The sequence below is a fragment of the Nocardia sp. NPDC004123 genome (genome assembly GCF_053603795.1).
On the sequence record NZ_JBSGGG010000039.1, the window covers coordinates 14,980 to 36,084 of the forward strand.

Here is a 21,105-nt window from a genome sequence, read left to right on the forward strand (position 1 = left end):
CCCGGCTGGGCTGCCCCGCCGGGTTGAGCTTCCCCGCCGGACTGGGCCGCCCCACCGGACCGGTCCGTCTCGCCGGGCTGAGCTGTGGCGCTCGACTGAACTCTCCCGCTCGACTGGACGTTTCCGCCGGGTTGGGCTGGCCCGCCGGGCGGTGCGGGTTCAGCGGGCGGTGCGGTGGGTTCTGACATGGCGTCCGCGGCGGGGCGGTTCGGGCGGCCGCCGCGGGCTCCTTTCCAAGCTCGAATCTCAGAGTGGGGCGGGGGTTTTCGCGGTCACCAGGTCGGCGACGGCGCATGTGAAGCGGCCGCGGGACACGGCCGCTACGGAGACGGCGTCGGCGTAGGTGTCCACATCGGTGAGGGTGGGGAGGGAGTGCACCCGGAATCCGCTGTGGCGCAGGGCTGTTGCGGTGAGCTCGCAGGTGCGGGGGGTCGACATGGGGACGTCGGTGAGCAGGTGCGCCGGGCGCGGCTCGGAGAGACCGAGGGCCCACCAGCCGCCGTCCGCCGCGGGGCCGAGGACCGCATCGCCGGTGGCCACCAGGCGCGCGGCCGAGCGGTTCAGCAGGTCGGCGTCGACCTGCGGGGTGTCCATGCCGATCTGCAGCACCGGGACACCGAACTCGGCGGCATCGACGTGGGCGTTGGCGAGGCGTTCGCCGAAGCTGTCGCCGCGCTGCGGCACCACGGTCACCTCGCGCAGGGCGGCGGCCAGTTCGACCGAACGCTCGGCGCGGTCGAGGTCGCCGGTCCAGGCGACGACGCTGTGCCGGATGCCGCTCTCGCGCACCGCGTCCAGCGTGTCGAGCAGGGCGCAGGCCGCCAGGTAGGCGGCGTCGACCGGTGAGAACGGCGGTGTGAGGCGGGTTTTGGCGAACCCGGGGATGGGCGATTTGGCCACCACGAGCATGGTGGCGGGGACATCGGTCGGGTTCATCGCACGCTCCAGAAGTCTCGGGCGGCACGCACGGTGCCGAGCCAGGAACCGGAGACCTTGGACTCGCCGTGAGTCCGCGGCCGATAGGTGATGTCTCGCTCCAGCACCAGCCAGCCCGCGCGGGCCGCACCGGTGAGCAGAGCCAGCGGATAGCCGGAGCGGGCGTGCAGGTGGCCGAGCGCCTGCAGGCGGTCGCGGCGGGCCACCCGCATGGCGGCGATATCGTGCACCGACAGGCCATAGCGGCGCCGTAGCCGGAAGGCGAAGGCCCAGTTGCCGATTCGCGCATGCAGGGGTTGCGCGCCGGGTATCGCCGCGCGGCGGCGACCGACCACCATGTCGACGCCGGGGCCGAATTCGGCCACCAGCCGCGGAAGTTCGCCGGGATCGAGGGAGCCGTCGCCGTCCAGGACGGCGACCAGTTCGGTGCGGGCGGCGTCGACGCCGGCGTGCACGGCGCTGCCGTAGCCGGGGGTCGATTCGGTCACCACGGTCGCTCCGGCGGCACGCGCGACCTCGGCCGTGCCGTCGGTGGAGCCGTTGTCCACCACGATCACCCGGTAGCCCACCGGAATTGCTGACAGTACGCCGGGAAGCGCTTCCGCTTCGTCCCGGCAGGGGATCACCACCGTGACCCCGGGTACGGAGTCCAACTCGGTCATGGCCTCGACCGTACGGCCAATCGGGGTCTTCCGACCCCGGGACACGCATGACGAAAGTATGACAAGAGCAGGAGAAATGGCGATCCGGACAGTTCCGGCGGGTTTCGGAGCCTAGGGTTTCCGGCATGGCGAACGCTTCCGCGACCCGGGTCGCGCGCTCCGTCTCCACCCGTGCCGACGGCTATTGCGCGCTCGCGGCTCTCGTATTGGTCTGTGCCGCCTTTGTGTTTCCGCGAATCGAGGGCAAACCCTGGCGGGACCGGCTCTACGCCGAGGCCGCGCCGATCTTCGGTGGCTGGCTGCCGCATGTGGGGTGGGGCACGGTGCCGGCCGTCGCCCTCGCCGCGGCCGTGGTGCGCTTCGGCCCCGATCTGGCACGGCGGCTGTCGTGGGGACGACTACTGCTGGCGGCGTGGGCGACGGCGGCGGCGTGGGCGTTCGCGCTGGCCATGGTGGACGGCTGGCAGCGCGGCTTCGCCGGGCGGCTCACCACCCGCGACGAGTACCTGCACGAGGTCGGCGGAGTGCACGACATCGGGGCCATGCTGCGCGGATTCACCGGGCGCATCCTGGATTTCCAGCCCGATTCGTGGACCACCCACGTGTCCGGGCATCCGCCGGGCGCGCTGCTGGTGTTCGTGCTGCTGGACCGGATCGGACTGGGCGGCGGAGCCTGGGCAGGACTGCTGTGTGTGCTGGTCGGGACCAGTGCCGCGGCCGCGGTGCCGTTCGCCATCCGGGCGCTGGGGTCCGAGCATCGGGCCCGGGCCGCAACGCCTTTCCTCGCGCTCATGCCCGCGGTCATCTGGATCGCGGTCTCCGCGGACGGGCTCTTCGCCGGGGTGGGCGCCTGGGCGGTGGCATTGCTGGCGTTGGCGACCCGGCTGGAGCGCGGCTGGGTCCTGCTCGCGCTGGCGTCCGGGGCGCTGTTCGGGTTCACCATTTTCCTGAATTACGGCCTGGTGCTCATGGTGGTTCCGGCCGCGGCGGTGCTGCTGGCCCGGTCGCTGCGGCCCGCGCTGCCGGCGCTCGCGGCCGCGCTGGCGGTGGTGGCAGTCTTCGCGGCGGCGGGATTCTGGTGGCTCACCGGCTATCACCTCGTGGTGCAGCGCTACTACCAGGGCATTGCCAGCGAGCGGCCCTACTCGTACTGGGTCTGGGGCAATCTCGCGGCGACGGTGTGCGCGGTGGGGCCGGCCACCGCCGCCGCGGGCAGCCGGGTGCTGGTCGAGCTGGAGTTCCTGCCGGTGCAGCCGTGGCGGAACTGGCTCTCGCGCTGGCGCTCCCGCGTCGATCCGGCGGCGCTACTGGCCGCCGCCGGGATCACCGCCATCCTCATCGCGGACATCAGCGGGCTGAGCAAGGCCGAGACCGAACGCATCTGGCTGCCGTTCGATGTGTGGGCGCTGTCGGCGACCGCGCTGCTCCCCCGCCACAGCACGCGTTTCTGGCTCGCCGCGCAGGCGGCGGGGGCGCTGCTCGTCAACCACCTGATCCTGACGAATTGGTGATCGCCGCAGCCGAATTCACCGCCAGGTGGGGGCCCCGTTCCCGGCGGTGGAGCGCAACGGCGCGGTCGCGAATTCGGCGAGCCCCAGGCTCGGGGTGACGGCGGCGACGAAACCCAGTGAGCGGCGGGCGCGTTCGGGACTCGCCACGATGTGGCGGACGTCGCCGGCGCGGTAGTCGCCGGTCACCACGGGCTGCTTGCCGCCGCAGGCGCGGGCCAGGGTGGCGGCCACCTCGCCGATGGTGATCGGGGTGCCCGAGGCGATATTGAGCGGGGTGAACGCGCCCAGCGGGTGTTCGAGGGCGGCGACATTGGCCTCCGCGATATCGCGGACGTGAATGAAATCGCGGGCCTGCGTGCCGTCTTCGAACACGCGCGGGGACTCACCCGCCTCGAGTGCGGAGCGGAAGATGGCGGCGACCCCGGAATATGGTGTGTCCCTGGGCATATCGGGTCCGTACACATTGTGGTACCGCAGTGCGGTGACGGTCCCGCCGGTGGCCGCGGCCCAGGCGGTGGCGTAGTGCTCCTGGGCCACCTTGGAGGCGGCGTAGAGGCTGCGCGGACGCAGGGGCGCGTCCTCGTCGATGGGCGCCCAGGTGAGAGGACGGCCGTCGGGACCGCGGTAGTCGAAGCGGCCGTGGTCGAGATCGGTGCGGGTGCGCGGGGCCGGCTCGGCGGGCACGCCCGCGGAATCGACGTAGCGGCCCTCGCCGTAGACCACCATCGAGGAGGCCAGCACCAGGTGGCGGCAGTGGGCCCGATGCATGGCCGCGAGCAGCACGGCGGTGCCTAGGTCGTTGTGGCTGGCGTAGGCCGGGGCGTCCTGGGCGCTGACACCCGCGCCGACCACGGCGGCCTGATGACAGACGACGTCGATGCCGTGCAGGAGATCGCCGAGGGCATCGGGGTCGCGCACGTCCACCCGGGCGATGCCGGGCGGGGGCACGGCGGCGGATCCGTGGGCGGCGGCGAGCATGAAGTCGGCCGCGACGACCTCGTGTCCGGCGGCCAGTGCCGCGCGGTGAATGTGCGAGCCGATGAATCCGGCTGCGCCGGTCAGAAGTACACGCATGCGGCGATTCTGGATGGACCGCCGCCGGAATGCGCCCGGACTGGCCGACCTCGCGTGATTCGTCACGATTTGGTCAGCGGAATCGGTCAGATGCGACCAGATCGCCACGCCGATATGACCAGATCGCCACACCGGAAAACGACACGCAGCGGGGTCTTGCCCCGGGCCCCGGATGAGCGCACAATTCATCACGTAGTGAATTCAACACTCGATGAATTGAGGGTGACCCGTGACGGCACCAGCGACGACAACCGACGCCATCGCCATCGAGCACCTGGAAGTGCGGCGCGGCGGGCAACAGGTTCTGCAGAACATCTCCCTGACCGTTCCCCGGGGCAGCATCACCGGGCTGCTGGGGCCGTCGGGGTGCGGAAAGACGACGCTCATGCGCAGCATCGTCGGGACACAGATCATCGAATCCGGGTCGGTGTCCGTGCTCGGCGAGGAGGCCGGATCGCGCGGGCTGCGGCGGCGGGTCGGGTACGTGACCCAGGACCCGAGCATCTACGACGACCTCACCGTGGCCAGCAATGTCGCGTATTTCGGTGCGCTGTACGGGGCTTCGTCCGCCGACGTCGAAACGGCGCTGGCCGCCGTGGGTTTGAGCAGTCATGCGGGGCATCACGGCAACGAGCTGTCCGGCGGGCAGCGCACCCGCGTGTCCCTGGCCTGCGCGCTGGTGGCCGATCCGGAGCTGCTGGTCTTGGACGAGCCCACCGTCGGCCTGGACCCGGTGCTGCGCGCCGACCTGTGGGAGCAGTTCCAGGCGCTCGCGAAACAGGGCCGGACACTGCTGGTTTCGAGCCACGTCATGGACGAGGCCGAGCACTGCGACCGACTGCTGCTGATGCGCGAGGGCCGGCTGCTGGCGCAGCTCACGCCCGCCGAATTGCGTTCCGACACCGGCGAATCCAGTCTGGAGAACGCCTTCCTCAAGCTGATCCGGATGGGAGAAGAGCTGTGACCGCGACCCTTTCACGCCCGGCGGGCCCACGGCCACTGGGTTGTTACACCGCCACCACCGTGCGCATCCTGCGGCAGCTGCGCGCCGATCACCGCACCGTCGCCATGATCGTGCTGGTGCCCGCGCTGCTCATGACGCTGCTGTATTTCGTATACAAGAACTATCCGACCATGCCGGGCGCGCCGCGGCTGTTCGACCGGGTCGGCATCACCATGCTCGGCATCCTGCCGTTCGTGGTCATGTTCCTCATCACCGCCATCGCCATGCAGCGCGAACGGGTTTCGGGCACGCTGGAGCGATTGATGACCACGCCGCTGTCCAAATTCGACCTGCTGGCCGGGTACGGGACCGCGTTCTCCATCGCGGCCGCGGTGCAGGCAGCGGTGGCCTGCCTGGTGGCGTTCTGGCTGCTCGGGCTGAACGCGGCGGGCAGCCCGGGGCTGGTGGTGCTGATCGCGGTGGTCGACGCGATGCTCGGGGTCGCGCTGGGCCTGCTGGCAAGCGCGTTCGCGCGCACCGAGTTTCAGGCCGTACAGTTCATGCCGGTGATCGTGCTGCCGCAATTCTTCCTGTGCGGCCTGCTGGTGCCGCGCGGACAGCTGCCGAGCTGGCTGGAGGCGATCAGCAATGTGCTGCCGCTCAGCTACGCCGTCGACGCGCTGGAGCAGGTGTCCACGCACACCGGGGCCACCGGGCAGATGTGGCGGGATGTGCTGATCGTGGCCGTCTTCGCCGCCATCGCACTGGGATTGGGCGCGGCCACCCTGCGCCGGCGCACCGCATGACCGGGAGACACGCGGCGTGAGCGGAGGCAACGGGACCCGCAGCGGTCGGCGTCCGGGCAATTCCGGCACCCGGGAGGCGATTCTGGACGCCGCCCGGGTGCGCTTCGCCGAGGTCGGGTTCGACCGCGCCTCCATCCGCTCCATCGCCACCGCGGCCGGAGTGGATCCCGCACTGGTGCACCACTACTTCGGTACCAAACACCAATTGTTCGCCGCCGCCCTGCAACTCCCCGTCGATCCCCAGACCATCCTCGCCGGCTTCGCCGCCGTCCCCGTGGAAAACCTGGGCGCCCACATCGTCCGCACCGTCGTCGGCATCTGGGACTCCCCCGTCGGCATGCCCGCCGTAGCCGCCTTCCGCAGTCTCCTCGCCAGCGACGACCCCACCCTGGCGCGCGCCTTCATCCTGGAAATAGTCCTGAAAGAGATTCGCCCCCTGGTCGATTCACCCCCCGGCACCGGCGCCCAACGCGCCGCACTCGCCGCCTCCCAGCTGGCCGGCCTCCTGGTAACCCGCAAGATCGTCCGCCTGGAACCCATCGCCTCCATGCCGGTCGAAGACCTCGTCGCCACCATCGGCCCCACCCTGCAACGCTATTTCACCGGCGATCTCCCCCAGCAGGGCTGACCCAGCCCGAGACATCCACCGGCAGAATCGAACCCGCTACTACTCTGGCCAGCGGGCCTCTGCGCGCGAGGCGCCCCTTCTCACTGCGACGGTGTCCCCTGCTGCGCCACCGCTACCCAACCCGGCTCCGGTACGACCCTTGGTGCCGAGTGACCCAACCTTGCGGCTGCCCAGCCGTGACATGCGACTGCAGTGCCCCCAGGGCCACAATCGCCGCAACGGTGAAAACCCGGAAACCAGGACCCAGCACCACGCTGCGCGAGCCTCGGGCATGCATCAGCTTGGAGCCGCTATCGACCAGCAGGGCCGCGGCCGGCACCGCGCCCGCGCGAGCCGGCCGACGGCGGGACGCAGCCCGGTCAGCGGGCCTTCATGGAAGGCGCGCGGGGGGATCAGGATTGGGTGACGAAGAGGGTGTGTTCGTCGTCGGAGACGTCGCGGGCCTCGTCGACGAGGAGGACCGGGATGCCGTTGTCGACCGGGTAGGCGCGGCGCAGGCGGGGGTTGTAGAGCACGGTGTCACCGGTGGCGGTGTGGACCAGCTGCAGGGGGCCCTTGTCCTGGGGGCAGGCGAGCAGGCTCAGCAGGGTGGGGTCCAGGGTTTCCTCCGACATGTCCGACAACCTACCGGTCGGCGTGGGCAGGAGGGGAATCGGCGGGGCGGCGGAAGCTGATGTGGCGGTGGCCGAAGTAGCTGGCCACCGCGACCAGGCCCATGACCACCACGGCGGCCGGTCTGGCGGGGGCGTGCAGCAGGGAGACGGCCAGCTGCAGCAGCACCATGTTCAGCACCATGCCGACCGCGTTCACTCCGACGAAGGCCACGAAGTCGCGCAGCAGGTGGCCGCGCACCCGGAACACCAGAGTGCGATGCAGGACGAAGGCCACCACTATGCTGACCGCGTAGGCCAGCGCCACCGACAGGGCGGCGGCCACGTCCTTGGACACCACGCCACCGAGAACGGTCAGCCACACGATGGTGAGCACCACGCCCATCAGCGTGTTGAAGCCGCCGACCAGTGCGAAGGCGATCTCCTGCCGACGCACCAGCCGGAGCAGCGGCCCGGCCGGGGCGGGCTCGGCGCCGGTGAGCGAGGGACGCGTCTCGGTCACTTGGCGGTGCCCACCAGTTCGCGGTCCGGATCGTCGTCGAGCTGTTCGGCGGCGGGCACGTCCTGTCCGCGCCGGCGCGAGCGAACGTACAGCCACTGGAGCAGTCCGAGGCCGACGAGTCCGCCCGCGGCACTGCCGATTCCGATCTTCCAGCCCGGCGGCCGCCAGCTCACCTCCAGCACGGCCTTGTCGGTGCCGGCCGGAATGTCCACGGCCACGAAGACTTTCGCGACGGTGTGGAACGGGACGGTCTTGCCGTTGAGGGTGACGCGGTAGCCGGGCCAGCCCAGGCGCGCGAAGGTGACGCGGCCGCCGGTCTCCGAGGAGACCTGTACGCGGCTGGTGGCGTCGGTCTCGTCGAGCGAGGTGGCGGTGACATCGTGGGCGTCGCCGACGCGGCCGTTGACCGTGGAGATCGGGCCGTTGTCGCGCTCGAGCACCCAGATGTACTTCTCGTGCCCGGGCACGTCGACGAAGTGCCAGCCCTCCGGGGCGGGTTGGTCCCCCGCGTCGGGGAACATGGCCTTCTGCAACACGACCCGGTCGATCAGCATGAGGTCGGCCAGGGTGCGGCCGGTGGCCGGCTCGGCGCTGAACAGCCGGCGGTACGCGTCGGGGCAGACGCTGGAATCCCAGCGCATGCAGAGCATTTCACCGAAGTAGAAGTGCCCGTTGGGCGTATAGCCGTTGACGTAGTCCTGCTGCAGGTCCTTGGCGTAGTTGCCCCACACCAGCGACCCGTACGCGCCCTGCAGGTTCTTGTCGGCGGGCTGCAGCAGGCCGCGGTCGGAGAGCTGCAGGGTGGTGCCGGCCTGGAACTTCGGGAAGGCGGCCATGGCCTCGTTGCGGTCGGCGGGCAGGTTCCACGACATGGGCGTGGGCTGCACCCACCACACCTGGAACCAGGCGATCGGCACCATGGCGGCGATGACCAGCGCGGTGGCTCCGGTGGCGCCGCGGGTGCGGCCCAGCCACACCGCGCCGAACCCGAGGGCGATCACCACGGCGGCCGAGCCCAGGTGCCACAGCACCCGGTGCGGGTCGGCGGAGAAGGTGCGCACCCACAGGGCCAGGACCAGCACCAGTGCCGAGATGATCCGCGTGTTGCGGTCCCGCAGCGTGGCGAAGCGGCCCAGCAGCACGCACACCAGCACGAGCAGACCCAGCGCCAGCATGGGCAGCACGCGGGCGGGCCAGCGCAGCGGGCCGACGGTGCCGGGCCCGGCGGTCCACATGAGCGCCATCAGCGCGAACAGGGCAATCGCGACGAACTGCTTCCAGTGTTTCTGCGCCGCTTTCCAATCCACGAACGCCAGCGCCGGGATCAGGAACCAGGCGATGTAGGTCATGGGCAGCGGCTGGACGTAGCCCCACCACGAGGTGAACGCGGGCATGGTGGTCGGCAGGCTGGCGTTCAGCGATTCGGACCACGGCACGGTCAGGAACTGGTCGTTATTGATCTGCGAATTGCCGCGCCAGCTCACCTGCGCCGACAGCATGGAGGGCAGGAAGGTCAGCAGACCCGCCGTGCCCGCACAGGCCGCCGCCGCGGCCAGGCGTAGCAGCGGGCCGAAGGCGTCGCGCCACTGCGGCCAGGTCCGCGGCCCCCGGCACACCAGGTAGCCGACGGCCACCGCTATCAGCATGAGCACGGCCTCGACCGCGGGGAACACGTACTGCACCGAGATCGCCAGGTACAGGTACACGAAGACCGGGATCGGACCGCCCTGCCCGCGCAGGTAACGCTCCGCGGACGCCCAGGCGTGGATCATCCAGGCGGTGCCGGCCATGGCGGTGAACCAGCTGGCCGAGTCGAAGAACAGGAAGAAGCCGGTGAACGGCATGGCCACCCCGGCCACCGCGGCCCACTGCGGGCGGGCGCCGTACACCAGGCACACCCGGTACACGCCGAGCCCGGTGATGATCGCGAAGACCAGCTTCACGATGGTCGCGTACACGGCCAGGTTCGGCACCGAGGGCGCGATCAGATCGATCAGCAGCTGCGGCGGGTTGAACAGTCCCGCTTCCTCATTGGTGTAGTTGCCCGTCATCCACTGGTCCGGAATCAGCAGCGGGAAATGGCCGTCACGGAAGGCGCGGCCGAAGAACACCCACAGGCCGGTGTACTGGGATTCGGTGTCATCGGTGAAGAAGTGGCGGGAGTTGGCCAGGATGACAGCCAGATACCCGAGGGTCACCCCGATCGAAGTGACGATGCCCCAGCGATACACCTCGCGCCGAGCCGCCTTATCGTCCTGCCCGGATTCGGCGGCCCCGACCACCTTGGAAACTGAGCTTTCCACCACGAGTTCCAGACCCTACAGGGCGGCGATGTCGATGGCACTTACGCCAAGCCGTTGGGAGGTATGGGCGCCGTTGCGGGGGATGGACATGGGGAATGATGGGCCGGGTGTCAACACTTCGCCCCGAATGCCGCGCCGAGCAGCGTGTTAGAGTTCAGCGCGGCTCGGGCTCCGGTTTCCGGGCTGGAGTTCCGGCGCACACCGTCATCGAAAGTACATTCAGCTGATGCCGATTCCGTCCGCCCGCACCTACGCGAGCGACCCCAGCGTGACCTCCGGCAGCGAGCGCCCGGCGCGGGTGCACGCTGTCTCCGTCGTGGTGCCCGTGTACCGCGGCGAGGAGACGATCGCCGCACTGGTCAGTGAGCTGGACAAGCTCGGGGAGCCGGTCACCACGCCGCAGGGCGCCACCTTCCGGGTCGAGGAGATCGTGCTGGTGCACGATCACGGGCCCGACCGCTCCGACGTGGTGCTGCAGGAGCTCGCCGAAACCTACCCGCAGGTGCGGGTCGTGTGGTTGAGCCGCAATTACGGCCAGGATGCCGCCACCATCGCCGGTATGGCCGCCGCGCAGGGCGACTGGACCGTCACCATGGACGAGGACGGCCAGCACGATCCGGCCTTCATCGCCGACTTCCTGGACGCGGCGCTCGAGCAGCGCGCCGATCTGGTCTACTCCAAGCCGGTCAACACCCGCCCGCACGGCTTCCTGCGCAATGTCACCTCGCGCGGCGCGAAGATCGTGCTGGCGACGGTGTTCGCCTTCCCGGACTCCACCCGCTTCGAGAGCTACCGGCTGATCCGCGGCGATATCGCACGGCAGCTGGCGCAGGTCGCCTCCAATGGCGTGTACCTGGATGTGGCGCTCACCTGGGTGGTGGGCGAGGCGGCGCAGGTGCCGGTGCAGTTGCGCGCCGAGGGCCGCGAGGAGTCGGGTTACAACTACCGGCGGCTGTTCTCGCTGTTCTGGAAGATGGTGCTGTGCAGTGGAACTCGCGGCCTGCGGCTGGTGAGCATGCTGGGTGTGACGCTGGCGCTGGGCGGGCTGGCCATGGCGGGGTGGGTGGTGTACCACCGGCTGACCGACAGCGGCACCGACCCCGAGGGCTGGGCCTCGCTCATGACGGTGCTGCTGCTGTGCTCGGGCGCGGTGCTGTTCTCGCTGGGTTTGATCGCCGAATACCTCGGTGTGGCACTGCATGTGCTGGTCGGCAAGCCGCTGTATCTGACGGTGGATTCGCCGACGCCGCGGCCGCGGCAGTTGCGCGGCGGAATCCGCTACGACGGTGGAAATCACCACGGCGGCACGACGAATCGGTTCGACGAAGACATCGAGGGGGAGCTCCGCGCGTGAGCAGTGACCGCATCATCTTCAGCCGCCCGTTCCGCGCCGCGCGCGAGCTGCCGAATGTGGAGGCCGTGCTGTCCTCGGACCACAGCCACGGCGACGGTCCCTTCACCGCGACCGCCACCACGAAACTGCGTGACATCACCGGCGCGCCGCACGCGCTGCTCACCACCTCGTGCACGCACGCGCTCGAAATGGCCGGGCTGCTGCTGGAGCTCGGGCCCGAGGACGAGGTGATCGTCCCGAGTTTCGCGTTCACCTCCAGTGCGACGGCCATGGCGTTGCGCGGCGCGACCGTGGTGTTCGCCGATATCGACGCCGCCACCGGCAATCTGGATCCGGAGTCGGTGGCCGCGGCGGTCACTCCGCGCACCAAGGCCGTCATGGTCATCCACTACGGCGGTGTGGCCGCCGACATGGAGGGGCTGCAGCGGCTGGCCGACGCGCACGGCTTCGCCATCATCGAGGACAACGCGCACGGCCTGGGCGGCTACTACCGGGGCCGCCCGCTGGGCACCATCGGCACCGTGGGCGCGCTGTCCTTCCACGACACCAAGAACGTGCACTGCGGTGAGGGCGGCGCGGTGCTGCTCACCGACGAAATCCTCATGGCGCGTGCGGAAATCATTCGCGAGAAGGGCACCGACCGGGCCCGCTTCCTGCGCGGCGCGGTGGACAAGTACTCCTGGCAGGACATCGGATCCTCCTACCTGCCCAGCGAATTGAACGCCGCCGTCCTCGACGCCCAGCTCGCCGAGTTCGACACCATCCAGCGCAACCGCCACCGCGTGTGGGACACCTACGCCGCCGCGCTCCCGGACTGGGCCGCCCGCAACGACATTCGCCTCATGACGGTGCCGTCGGACCGCGAGCACACCGCGCACCTGTACTACCTGCGCGTCCCCACCGAGCACCGCCGCGACGACCTCATCGCGCACCTGTCCCAGCGCGGCATCGTGGCTCCCTTCCACTACGTCCCCCTGGACTCCTCCCCCGCCGGGCTCAAGCTCGGCCGTACCCCGTTCCCGTGCGTGCGCAGCGCCGAGTTCTCGGCCACCCTGGTGCGGCTCCCCCTGTGGCCGGGCCTGACCGAGGAGCAGCTGACCCGCGTCGTCGACGGCGTCACCAGCTTCACCGTCTAGTAGCCGCGGGCCCGGCGGCATGGCGGATGCCGTTGCCACACGAGGGGTCCGCGTCAGGGGCGCGCGGAAATACGGTTTCGGTAGCGGTCGATGTCGGCGTTCAGGCGCGCGAGGGAGTCGGCGAGGGCGGTGACCTCCGCGTCGGTCCAGTCGGCGACGATCTGGTCGAGATGGCGGATACTCTGTGCGCGTTCGCCGTTCAGGCGGGACGCGCCTTCCGGGGTGAGGCGGAACTTGCGGGCGATGCCGCCGTCGGGGTCGGGGATGCGGTCGGCGAGGCCGGCGCGGAGCAGCGCCGCGGTCTGCCGGTTCAGGGTGGAGACGTCGAGGCCGAGGATTTCGCTGAGCTGGCCGATGGACATCGGGCCCTCGGCTTCGAGCAGGCTCAGCAACAGGTAGGCGCTGCGATCGAGGCTGGTATCGGTCGCCTTGCGCGCGATGAGGCTGAAACGGGCCATCAGCATGGTCTGGAATTCCAGCAATTCAGTGGGCTTCGGCACGTCCCGTCCTTCCGCGATCCGCATTGACCTGCGGGTTCAACCCCTGTTCACCCACACCCTAGCGTTGTGCATCCGCCACTGCATGTGCATCTTGCACTTTATGTGTACAGTACACATGATTCGCATCGTGAGGAGATCCCATGACCCAACCCGATTCCGCTACGGCGTCCGGCTCGACGCCGGCGCGCACGGGCGCGGGCCGCACCCTCGCGGTGCTCGCCTACGCCGGTGTCATCGCGTCGCTCATGCAGACGCTGGTGGTGCCGCTGCTGGGTGAGCTACCCCGCATCTTGAACACCTCGGCCTCGAACACCAGCTGGGTGGTCACCATCACGCTGCTCGTCGCGGCCGTCGCCACCCCCGTCGCGGGCCGGCTCGGCGACATGTACGGCAAGCGGCGCATGATGATCGCCTCCACCATTCCGCTCATCGTCGGGTCGATCGTGTGTGCGGTGTCCGATTCGCTGGTGCCGATGATCGTCGGCCGCGGCCTGCAGGGGCTCGGCGTCGGCATCATCCCGCTCGCCATCGCCCTGCTGCGCGATGTGATGCCCGCCGAACGGCTCGGCTCGTCGATCGCGCTGATCAGCTCGTCGCTGGGCATCGGCGGCGCACTGGGCCTGCCGATCGCCTCGGCCGTCACCCAGTACAGCAGCTGGCGTGTGATGTTCTGGGTCGCGGCGGGCCTGGTGGGCATCGCCACCGCGTTGATCGTGACCCTGGTGCCCGAGGGCAGCTCGGAAGGACCGTCGGGCCGTTTCGACCTTCCCGGTGCGGTGCTGCTCGGTGCCGGTCTGGTGTCGTTCCTGCTGCCCGTGTCGAAGGGCGCGACCTGGGGCTGGACCAGCGGTACCACGCTGGGGTTGTTCGCTGCGGCGGTCGTCATCCTGCTCGCCTGGGGCTGGTGGGAGCTGCGGTCGCCCGAGCCGCTGGTGGACCTGCGCACCACCGCGCGTCCGCAGGTGCTGGTCACCAACCTCGCGAGTATCGCGATCGGTGTCGGCATGTACGCACTGCAGTTGAGCATGCCGCAGCTGTTGCAGCTGCCGACGTCGCTGGGTTACGGCCTGGGTCAGTCGATGATCATGATGGGGCTGTGGATGGCCCCGGGCGGCATCATGATGATGCTCGTCTCACCGGTGGGCGCCCGGCTGTCCGCCGCGCGCGGCCCGAAGATCACCCTGTTCACCGGCGCGTTGACCATGGCGGCCGGGTACGGGGTGGCACAGCTGACGATGGGCTCCACCTGGGGTCTGGAGCTGGTGAACATCATCTGCAGCACGGGTGTGGCGCTCGCGTACGGCGCGATGCCGGCGCTGATCATGAGTGGGGTGCCGCTGTCGGAGACGGCCTCCGCCAACAGCTTCAACACCCTGATGCGCTCGATCGGCACCTCCGTCTCCTCGGCGGTCGTGGGCGCGGTGCTGGCACAGCTGACCATCTCGGTTGGCGGCCATGCCATTCCGACCGAGAACGGCTTCCGCACGGTGTTCCTGATCGGCAGCGCAGCCTGCCTGGTGTCCGCGGTGATCGCGCTCGCGATCCCGGTCCGCAACGCGGTCGCGGCCCGCACCACCGCAGCAGCCGAGCCACAGAAGGTACTGGCGGAGAACTGAACCGGAGCGCACGGAACACGGCCGATTTTCGAAAGCCCGGTCCAGGACCGGGCTTTCGTGCGGCGCGAGCTCAGGCGGGCTGGTCGCGCAGTTCCGGGGGCTGCCAGCCGGGCGGGGCGAAGATGTAGCCGAGTTTGTTGCGGTAGCCGTCGGCGGCGCGGACGTCGCGAATGATGTTGCCGTACTCATGGTATTGCAGCTTCAGGAGGTTGTAGGTGCCGACCGGTTTGGTGAGACCGTAGGTGGGGCGGTGCATTTCGGGCTGGAAGGTGCCGAACATGCGGTCCCAGATGATGAGGATGCCGGCGTAGTTCTTGTCGAGATATTCGGGGTCGCTGCCGTGGTGGACGCGATGGTGCGACGGGGTGTTGAAGACGAATTCGATGGGGGCCCAGAGCTTTCCGATGGTCTCGGTGTGGGTGAAGAACTGGTAGATCAGGTTGAGGGTGAAGGCGATGTAGATCGTCCAGGGGGCGAAGCCCAGCAGCGGCAGGGGCGCCCAGAAGACGGCCTCGGACCACGGATTCCACTTCTGCCGCAAGGCGGTTCCGAAGTTGAAGTACTCGCTCGAGTGGTGGGCCTGATGGGCAGCCCAGCCGATGCGGACGCGGTGGGAGAAGCGGTGGTTGAGGTAGAAGAGCAGGTCGAGGACCACCGTCAGCAGCACCCAGCTCCACCAGGCGCCGGTCGGGAGGTGCCACGGCGCGAGATAGGTCCATATCAGGACGAACAGCACCAGACTGGCCGTCTTGAACACGAAGGACGAGACCATCGAGCCCATGCCCATGCTCAGACTGGCACGGGTGTCGGGGGTCAGGTACCCGGTCGCCTGCTCGCGGTCGCTGTCGCGCAGTGTCACCGCCTCCGCCGCGATGCACAGCAGGAACACCGGGATCGCGTAGAGCAGCGGCGTGTTGATCTCGTGCCAGACCTGCGACAACATCGAACCTCCATGAATTGACCGATTCGTAAGTTACCAATCGGTCAATTCAATGGCAAGAGCTCGAACCGCTCCCGGTCGAATTCAGGTGAGCGCGGCGAACAGCCGGGCGCTGCGCGCGATCATGGCCTCGGCCGTCTCGTCTGGATGACCCAGCCACCAGTCGACGAGGGCGGCGACCAGCCCGGTCCACACCGCGATCAGCGCGGACAGATCCTGCGGGTCGGTCAGCCCGTGTCCCGACACGAACGCGCCCACACCCTGATCGGTCTGGGCCGCGATGCGTGCGCGCGCGGCCAGCGCGGCGTCCGCCGCGGGTCCCTCGGCCGGATGGGACTGGTCGTGCACGACCTTCCAGTCGTAGGGCCGCGGCTCCAGCGCGGTGAAGATCGCGGCCAGCGTGCGCTCGGCCATCTCCAGCGAGGCCGTCCCCGAGATGGCTTCGTCGATCGCGTCCCCGAGCACGCCCGCGGCCCGCTGCACGCAGGCCACGTACAACCCGTCCTTGGACCCGAAATACCCGTACACCAATGGTTTCGACACCCCGGCCCCCGCCGCCACCACCGCCGGTGACAGCCCCGCGTACCCGACCCGCGCGATCTCCGCGGCCGCCACATCGAGGATCTGCGCCTCCCGCTCGGCTCGCGGCACCCCCTTGGTCCCCGCCGTGCCGACCCGCTTCACGGCTCCGCTCCCACCTCCGACATCCGATCGCATGCTCGAAAATTACCATTCGGTCAATTCGATGGATCGCAGGCGAAATGCGAACGCGCCCCGGCCCTGCCGTGTCTTCTTCGGTACGACACGGTGGCGGGGGCGCGTTCGAGGCGATCAGCCGAACAGGCGCGCGGCGAGGTCGGGGGTGAGGACCTCGTAGGCCTCGGTGGTGCGGTTGTACCACCAGGTGCGGTCGTCGGGTTCGGCGCGGCCCGCAGCCTGCACCGCCCGCGTCGAGGGACGGTAGGTGGAGCTGCGGGGAATGTCGTCCACGACGTAGACGATGTCGGGGCGCTGGTCGGGGGCCAGGGCCCGGACCGCCTCGGTCACATCCTTGGGAGCCAGGCCGAAGCCCGCGCGGATGCTCACCGCGGCGACCGCGAGGATGCGGTCCCCGGCGGTGAGACCGAAGGCCACCTCCATGTCGACGGCGGTGATGTCGTTCAGCACGTCGACGATCGGCTGGGTGTAGACCGGGCCGCGCGGCGTCGGGATGACGGTGTCGCGGCGGTCCATGAGCCAGTAGTCGCCGTCGCTGTCGCGGCGGAAGAGGTTCTCGGTGGGCATCCAGGCGTCGCCGGGGGCGAAGACGCCGCGGAGTCCGCCCGCGGAGAGGTCGACGAGGTCGGAGACGGTGCCGATGAGCAGCCCCACCTCGTTGTCGGCGCAGCGCCGCGCGAAACCGCTGTCGTCGACCAGGATTTCGTCGGTCAGCGGGTCGTAGGCGATGAGTTCGACCTTGGCGGTGCCCGGCACCGGGCGGCCCTTGGAGCCGATCTTGGCGCCGGAGACGTTGGCCAGCACCACATCTCCTTCGATGGAGGCGTAGAACTCCAGCACCTTGGCGGGCGTGAAGCGCTCCTCGGTGCGCCGCCACAGGCCCCTGGGCATTCCGGACCCGATGAACAGGCGGATCGGATGCGCATGCCCGTCGGCGAAGGTGTCGGCGTCGAGGATGTCGCGCAGCATGGTCCAGGTGTAGGTGACCACGGTGACGCCGTAGCGGTGCACCTCCTCGGCGAACCGCGCCGGTTCCAGCGAGCGGGCCAGCGCGATGCGGCTGCCGCCGGCCACCGCGCCACCCAGACTCACCAGCAATCCGGACGAATGGTACAGCGGCGCAAGGCAGTACACGGTGTCGTGGCGGCCCAGGTTCGCCGCCGACGCGGTGCCGAAGGCCGACAGCGCCCAGCGGTGATTGGTGACCTGCTTGACGTCGAACTTGTCGCCGGTACCGGTGACCAGGATGAAGGCCAGCTCGCGCGCCAGGCCCGGATCCGGCCGGTACCAGGCGGGCAGCTCCACCTGCGCCGGGTCGATCTGTTCCAGGTCGACCACATCGGCGCCCGGCGGAATGTCGAGGACACGGGTATTGCCGCCGCCGAGCACCAGCACCCGGTGACCGGTGGCGGCCGCGCTGGCGAGGTTCTCCGGATCGGCGATGAGCAGCCTGGTCCCGGTCAGGTCCGCGACCTTGGAGAGTTCGCTCCCCGGCGCCAGCAGCACCGCGACCGCGCCCAGCCGCGACAGCGCGGCGATGGAGGCCAGCGCGCTCGGCCGGGTCTCCATGACCACCCCGACCCGGGTGGCCGGCCGCACGCCGACGGAGATCAGCCCGCGCACCACATTGTCGATGCGCTCGTTGACCGCCTCCTGGGTGTGCACGCGGTCGTCGAACACGAACAGATCGCGCTGCGGCGCGCGCTGCGCCTGCTCGGCGACCAAGCGGCCCAGCGAGATTCGAGTATGCGGCTGGATCATGCCCAGCCGGGTCAGCCGGGGCAGCGCGCGGGCGGCCTCGCTGGTGAGTTCGACCGTACCGCGCAGCGTCTGCCCGGCCACGCCCTCGATGGTCTTGCCGACGCTGGTTCCGGCCTCGGCCAGTGTGCCGAGGGCGTGCACGACCCGGGTGAGCCCGGTGCGCGGGCCATTGCGGACCACCTCGGTGCTCATGCGCTGGACCTGCTCGGGCAGTTCGCCGCGGCCGCTGAGGTAGTTGACCCAGTCGCGCACCACGGGCCAGGTCTGCTTGGTGGCGGTGGAGCCCGACACCAGTCCGAAATGCCCGGCCACAATGCTGGTCTCGTACACGTCGGCATTGGGCGCGGCGTGCACGATGCCGCGCACGGCGGCGGGCTGGCCGATGTCGTCGACCTCGCCGACGAAGGCCAGGATCGGGCACTTGATCTCCGCCAGCGAGATGAGCTGATCACGGATCACGAAGCCGCCCAGCATCATTCGATTGTGCTTGACGAACTGCTGGAGCAGGTCGGTGAGCGCGGGACCGGGGTAGCCGAGCCAGCCGTCGACCTCGAGGAAGCGGCGCTGGCGCTCCTTGGGCAGCAGCGCCTCACGGTTGTGCAGCTGGCGCAGGAAGTCGATGCGGGCGCGGGCGGTCTTGACCGGGTCCAGGGCCTGGAAGCCCAGGCGCACCATGGAATCGGTGATGGGCAGCCGGTTCAGCACGTGATCGGTGAGGAAGTCGGCGGCGTCGGAGACCAGCCCGTGCGGTAGGCCGAAGGGCATGCCCGCGACAGCGTCGACCGGGCTGCCGAAGGTCACGATGGACTCGACGCCCTTGCCGTAGCGGTAGGCCGCGGTCTGGTAGGCGAACATGCCGCCCTGCGAGTACCCCATGAGATGCACGGCGCGGCCGGTGATTTCGGTGACGGTGTCGATGGCGCTCGAGACCGCCAGCACGTGGTCGGCCAGATCCCGGTCCCAGCCGCCCTCTTCGGTGGCCGGTGAGCCGAAATCGACCACCCAGCAATCTATTCCGCCCTGGTGCAGAATGTCGACCGCCCCATCGGCGGCATTCACGTCCCAGATCTCGGCGGTCACCATGATGGGCGGCACCAGCACCACCACCGGACGCTCCGCCCCGGTGTCGTCCGGGAAGTAGTGGCGCAGGCGGTACATCCGCTTCCGCTCCACCACCTCGTACGGCGACGATTCGATGTCGTGAACCAGTCCCCCGAACCGGATCACCTCGAGCCCGTTCTGTGCGGTCGCGACGAGTCGCTCGATCGGACCCACCACGGACCTCGTATTGAATTTCACGGCTTCTCTCCCAGACATTTCCTGGCCTTGACCAGCGTCACCCGCCCCGACGCGTCGCGATGAGCTTGCCATATGTCCACCCTACTGCGCTGGCGCTGTGACCAGCACCATGCGGGCTACGCGTGGCGGAGCGATCCGGGCCCGCGCCGAAGCAAACCGGCCGTTCGGGGTTTACGGGATACAGCAACATGCCAGGCATCATGTTTTGGCATTTCGGCGCGTCGGGTGATCCGGGGCTCTACCATCGGAATCGCTGGAATCGCACTGTCGCGCTTGTCAATTCACTCACTTGACTAATTCACGCAGGCCCCGCTCGGGTCTGCTGTTTCGCCGTGGACTCCACCGCCTCCCGTCGCGGTGGCCCTTCGAGGTGAGGACCGCAGCATGACCATCGAAATGCCCCTTCAGACCGAAAACGGCCAGCGCAAATCCCTCAGTACCGCTGCCGCCCACCAGCTGGCACACACCACCAAATCCGAACCGCAGATGCAGGGCATCAGCTCCCGCTGGCTGACCCGTTCGCTGCCGTGGAGCCAGGTGAAGGGCGGTATCTACCGCGTCAACCGGCGCCTCACGCACACCGTCGGCAACGGCGAGGTGGAGTACGTCATCAACGGCCCGCACGCCCGGGTCATCCCGCTCGAACTGCAGGAGCTGCCGCAGCTGCGCGGGTTCGCGGACGAGGAGATCCTGGCCACCGTGGCCGGCCGCTTCGAACAGCGGGATCTGCCCGCCGGCACCGTGGTCGCCGAGTTCGGCAACCCGATGGACCAGGTGCTGCTGATCGTGCACGGCAAGCTCTCCAAGATCGGCACGGGCGAGTACGGCGAGACCACCAGACTGGGCATGCTGGGCGGCGGCGACTACTTCGGCGATCAGACCCTCACCGATCCGGACGCGATCTGGCCGGTCACCATCAAGACGGTCACGCCCACCACCATGCTGGTGCTCGCCCGCTCCACCGTGAACCAGCTGACCGAGAACATTCCGGCACTGGCAGAACACCTTTCCGCCGTGGCACAGGCCCCGGCGCTGCCGCAGAACAAATACGGCGAGGCCGAGATCGTGATCTCCTCCGGCCACTCCGGGGAGCCGATGCTAGAGGGCACCTACGTCGACTACGACGATCAGCCCCGCGAGTACGAACTCAGCCTGGCCCAGTCGGTGCTGCGCGTGCACACCCGTGTCGCCGACCTGTTCAACGACCCGATGGATCAGATCGAGCAGCAGCTGCGCCTGACCATCGAGGCCCTCTACGAGCGCCGCGAGTACGACCTGGTCAACAATCCGGACTTCGGCCTGCTCAACAACTGTGACCTGAAACAGCGCATCTACACCGAGTCCGGCGCGCCCACTCCGGACGATATGGACGAGCTGCTCTCCATGCGCCGCAGCACCAAGCTGTTCCTGGCGCACCCCAAGGCGATTGCCGCGTTCGGGCGCGAATGCTCCAAGCGCGGAATCTATCCCGACCCGGTGGAGGTGGACGGCCACCGCGTGCCCGCCTGGCGCGGGGTGCCGATCTTCCCGTGCGGCAAGATCCCGGTCAGCGGCACCCAGACCACGTCGATTCTCGCCATGCGCACCGGCGAGAAGGACCAGGGCGTGATCGGCTTGCACCAGACCGGAATTCCGGACGAGTACGAGCCCAGCCTGAACGTCCGGTTCAAGGGCATCGACGATCAGTCGATCATCTCCTACCTGGTCAGCTGCTACTACTCGGCCGCCGTCCTGGTCCCCGATGCGCTCGGCATTCTCGACAATGTGCTGGTCGCCCGTCAGTCCGACTGAGCGAGGTGTCCCGTC

18 protein-coding genes are annotated in these 21,105 nt (G+C 69.2%); 8 read left to right on the forward strand and 10 right to left on the reverse strand.

The window, feature by feature from the left end; translation table 11 throughout:
- Positions 1-246: 246 nt before the first annotated feature.
- Both ACWEQQ_RS40715 and ACWEQQ_RS40720 read right to left on the reverse strand, forming a co-directional pair.
- A complete protein-coding gene (locus ACWEQQ_RS40715) occupies positions 247-936 on the reverse strand; it encodes a TIGR04282 family arsenosugar biosynthesis glycosyltransferase (protein WP_452351965.1) in 690 nt (229 codons plus the stop codon).
- The gene (locus tag ACWEQQ_RS40720; RefSeq protein WP_452343874.1) at positions 933-1,598 is read right to left on the reverse strand and encodes a glycosyltransferase family 2 protein; all 666 of its coding nucleotides are present in this window, start codon (positions 1,596-1,598) and stop codon (positions 933-935) included. Before ACWEQQ_RS40720 ends, ACWEQQ_RS40715 begins: the two co-directional genes overlap by 4 nt.
- A 125-nt stretch (positions 1,599-1,723) precedes the next feature.
- On the opposite strand from ACWEQQ_RS40720, the gene ACWEQQ_RS40725 reads away from it, so the two are divergent.
- Positions 1,724-3,109 carry a hypothetical protein gene (locus ACWEQQ_RS40725; protein WP_452351966.1) on the forward strand — a complete coding sequence of 462 codons (1,386 nt, stop codon included), beginning with the start codon at positions 1,724-1,726 and terminating at the stop codon, positions 3,107-3,109.
- Between the two features lie 15 nt (positions 3,110-3,124).
- Here the strand turns inward: ACWEQQ_RS40725 and ACWEQQ_RS40730 are convergent, their stop codons facing one another.
- Positions 3,125-4,183, reverse strand: a complete 1,059-nt coding sequence (locus ACWEQQ_RS40730; RefSeq protein ID WP_452351967.1) for an NAD-dependent epimerase/dehydratase family protein — start codon at positions 4,181-4,183, stop codon at positions 3,125-3,127.
- Between the two features lie 229 nt (positions 4,184-4,412).
- Between ACWEQQ_RS40730 and ACWEQQ_RS40735 the strand changes: the two genes are divergently transcribed.
- Genes ACWEQQ_RS40735 through ACWEQQ_RS40745 form a run of 3 tightly spaced genes read left to right on the forward strand, consistent with a single transcriptional unit; the run spans position 4,413 to position 6,560 of the window.
- Entirely contained in the window at positions 4,413-5,147 is a 735-nt protein-coding gene (locus ACWEQQ_RS40735) for an ABC transporter ATP-binding protein (protein ID WP_452343871.1), read from the forward strand.
- Positions 5,144-5,932, forward strand: a complete 789-nt coding sequence (locus ACWEQQ_RS40740; RefSeq protein ID WP_452351968.1) for an ABC transporter permease — start codon at positions 5,144-5,146, stop codon at positions 5,930-5,932. The genes ACWEQQ_RS40735 and ACWEQQ_RS40740 overlap by 4 nt, the downstream gene beginning before the upstream one ends.
- 16 nt (positions 5,933-5,948) lie before the next feature.
- The gene (locus ACWEQQ_RS40745) at positions 5,949-6,560 is read left to right on the forward strand and encodes a TetR/AcrR family transcriptional regulator (protein ID WP_452351969.1); all 612 of its coding nucleotides are present in this window, start codon (positions 5,949-5,951) and stop codon (positions 6,558-6,560) included.
- Positions 6,561-6,952: 392 nt separating this feature from the next.
- Here the strand turns inward: ACWEQQ_RS40745 and ACWEQQ_RS40750 are convergent, their stop codons facing one another.
- The 3 genes from ACWEQQ_RS40750 to ACWEQQ_RS40760 are packed head-to-tail and all read right to left on the reverse strand — an operon-like array spanning position 6,953 to position 9,871.
- On the reverse strand, positions 6,953-7,174 hold the full coding sequence (locus tag ACWEQQ_RS40750; RefSeq protein ID WP_452343868.1) for a Trm112 family protein: 222 nt from the start codon (positions 7,172-7,174) through the stop codon (positions 6,953-6,955).
- A gap of 10 nt (positions 7,175-7,184) precedes the next feature.
- Entirely contained in the window at positions 7,185-7,673 is a 489-nt protein-coding gene (locus tag ACWEQQ_RS40755) for a GtrA family protein (RefSeq protein ID WP_452351970.1), read from the reverse strand.
- The gene (locus ACWEQQ_RS40760; RefSeq protein WP_452352005.1) at positions 7,670-9,871 is read right to left on the reverse strand and encodes a hypothetical protein; all 2,202 of its coding nucleotides are present in this window, start codon (positions 9,869-9,871) and stop codon (positions 7,670-7,672) included. The genes ACWEQQ_RS40755 and ACWEQQ_RS40760 overlap by 4 nt, the downstream gene beginning before the upstream one ends.
- 403 nt (positions 9,872-10,274) lie before the next feature.
- Between ACWEQQ_RS40760 and ACWEQQ_RS40765 the strand changes: the two genes are divergently transcribed.
- Positions 10,275-11,330, forward strand: a complete 1,056-nt coding sequence (locus tag ACWEQQ_RS40765) for a glycosyltransferase (RefSeq protein ID WP_452343892.1) — start codon at positions 10,275-10,277, stop codon at positions 11,328-11,330.
- Positions 11,327-12,466, forward strand: a complete 1,140-nt coding sequence (gene rffA, locus ACWEQQ_RS40770) for a dTDP-4-amino-4,6-dideoxygalactose transaminase (RefSeq protein ID WP_452343866.1) — start codon at positions 11,327-11,329, stop codon at positions 12,464-12,466. The genes ACWEQQ_RS40765 and rffA overlap by 4 nt, the downstream gene beginning before the upstream one ends.
- 53 nt (positions 12,467-12,519) lie before the next feature.
- Here the strand turns inward: rffA and ACWEQQ_RS40775 are convergent, their stop codons facing one another.
- Positions 12,520-12,990, reverse strand: coding sequence for a MarR family winged helix-turn-helix transcriptional regulator (locus tag ACWEQQ_RS40775; RefSeq protein ID WP_452351971.1), 471 nt, complete (start codon positions 12,988-12,990; stop codon positions 12,520-12,522).
- A 116-nt stretch (positions 12,991-13,106) separates the two neighbouring features.
- Between ACWEQQ_RS40775 and ACWEQQ_RS40780 the strand changes: the two genes are divergently transcribed.
- Positions 13,107-14,582, forward strand: a complete 1,476-nt coding sequence (locus ACWEQQ_RS40780; RefSeq protein ID WP_452351972.1) for an MFS transporter — start codon at positions 13,107-13,109, stop codon at positions 14,580-14,582.
- A 70-nt stretch (positions 14,583-14,652) separates the two neighbouring features.
- Here ACWEQQ_RS40780 and ACWEQQ_RS40785 read toward each other — a convergent pair whose 3' ends face one another.
- The 3 genes from ACWEQQ_RS40785 to ACWEQQ_RS40795 all read right to left on the reverse strand — a co-directional run bounded on the left by ACWEQQ_RS40785 (position 14,653) and on the right by ACWEQQ_RS40795 (position 19,317).
- Complete coding sequence (locus tag ACWEQQ_RS40785) at positions 14,653-15,525, reverse strand: sterol desaturase family protein (protein ID WP_452351973.1); 873 nt, start codon at positions 15,523-15,525, stop codon at positions 14,653-14,655.
- An 81-nt stretch (positions 15,526-15,606) separates the two neighbouring features.
- Positions 15,607-16,239 (reverse strand): TetR/AcrR family transcriptional regulator, encoded by a 633-nt coding sequence (locus ACWEQQ_RS40790; protein ID WP_452343862.1) that lies wholly within the window; start codon positions 16,237-16,239, stop codon positions 15,607-15,609.
- 114 nt (positions 16,240-16,353) lie between these two features.
- Positions 16,354-19,317, reverse strand: coding sequence for an AMP-binding protein (locus ACWEQQ_RS40795; RefSeq protein ID WP_452351974.1), 2,964 nt, complete (start codon positions 19,315-19,317; stop codon positions 16,354-16,356).
- Positions 19,318-19,683: 366 nt separating this feature from the next.
- On the opposite strand from ACWEQQ_RS40795, the gene ACWEQQ_RS40800 reads away from it, so the two are divergent.
- Positions 19,684-21,090, forward strand: a complete 1,407-nt coding sequence (locus tag ACWEQQ_RS40800) for a family 2B encapsulin nanocompartment shell protein (protein WP_452343860.1) — start codon at positions 19,684-19,686, stop codon at positions 21,088-21,090.
- Positions 21,091-21,105: the final 15 nt, after the last annotated feature.

Coding starts and splice junctions, on each gene's coding strand:
- ACWEQQ_RS40715 (WP_452351965.1), bottom strand. CDS start 936: ATGAACCCGACCGATGTCCCCGCCACCATGCTCGTGGTGGCCAAATCG.
- ACWEQQ_RS40720 (WP_452343874.1), bottom strand. CDS start 1,598: ATGACCGAGTTGGACTCCGTACCCGGGGTCACGGTGGTGATCCCCTGC.
- ACWEQQ_RS40725 (WP_452351966.1), top strand. CDS start 1,724: ATGGCGAACGCTTCCGCGACCCGGGTCGCGCGCTCCGTCTCCACCCGT.
- ACWEQQ_RS40730 (WP_452351967.1), bottom strand. CDS start 4,183: ATGCGTGTACTTCTGACCGGCGCAGCCGGATTCATCGGCTCGCACATT.
- ACWEQQ_RS40750 (WP_452343868.1), bottom strand. CDS start 7,174: ATGTCGGAGGAAACCCTGGACCCCACCCTGCTGAGCCTGCTCGCCTGC.
- ACWEQQ_RS40775 (WP_452351971.1), bottom strand. CDS start 12,990: ATGCGGATCGCGGAAGGACGGGACGTGCCGAAGCCCACTGAATTGCTG.
- ACWEQQ_RS40780 (WP_452351972.1), top strand. CDS start 13,107: ATGACCCAACCCGATTCCGCTACGGCGTCCGGCTCGACGCCGGCGCGC.
- ACWEQQ_RS40785 (WP_452351973.1), bottom strand. CDS start 15,525: ATGTTGTCGCAGGTCTGGCACGAGATCAACACGCCGCTGCTCTACGCG.
- ACWEQQ_RS40790 (WP_452343862.1), bottom strand. CDS start 16,239: ATGCGATCGGATGTCGGAGGTGGGAGCGGAGCCGTGAAGCGGGTCGGC.
- ACWEQQ_RS40795 (WP_452351974.1), bottom strand. CDS start 19,317: ATGTCTGGGAGAGAAGCCGTGAAATTCAATACGAGGTCCGTGGTGGGT.
- ACWEQQ_RS40800 (WP_452343860.1), top strand. CDS start 19,684: ATGACCATCGAAATGCCCCTTCAGACCGAAAACGGCCAGCGCAAATCC.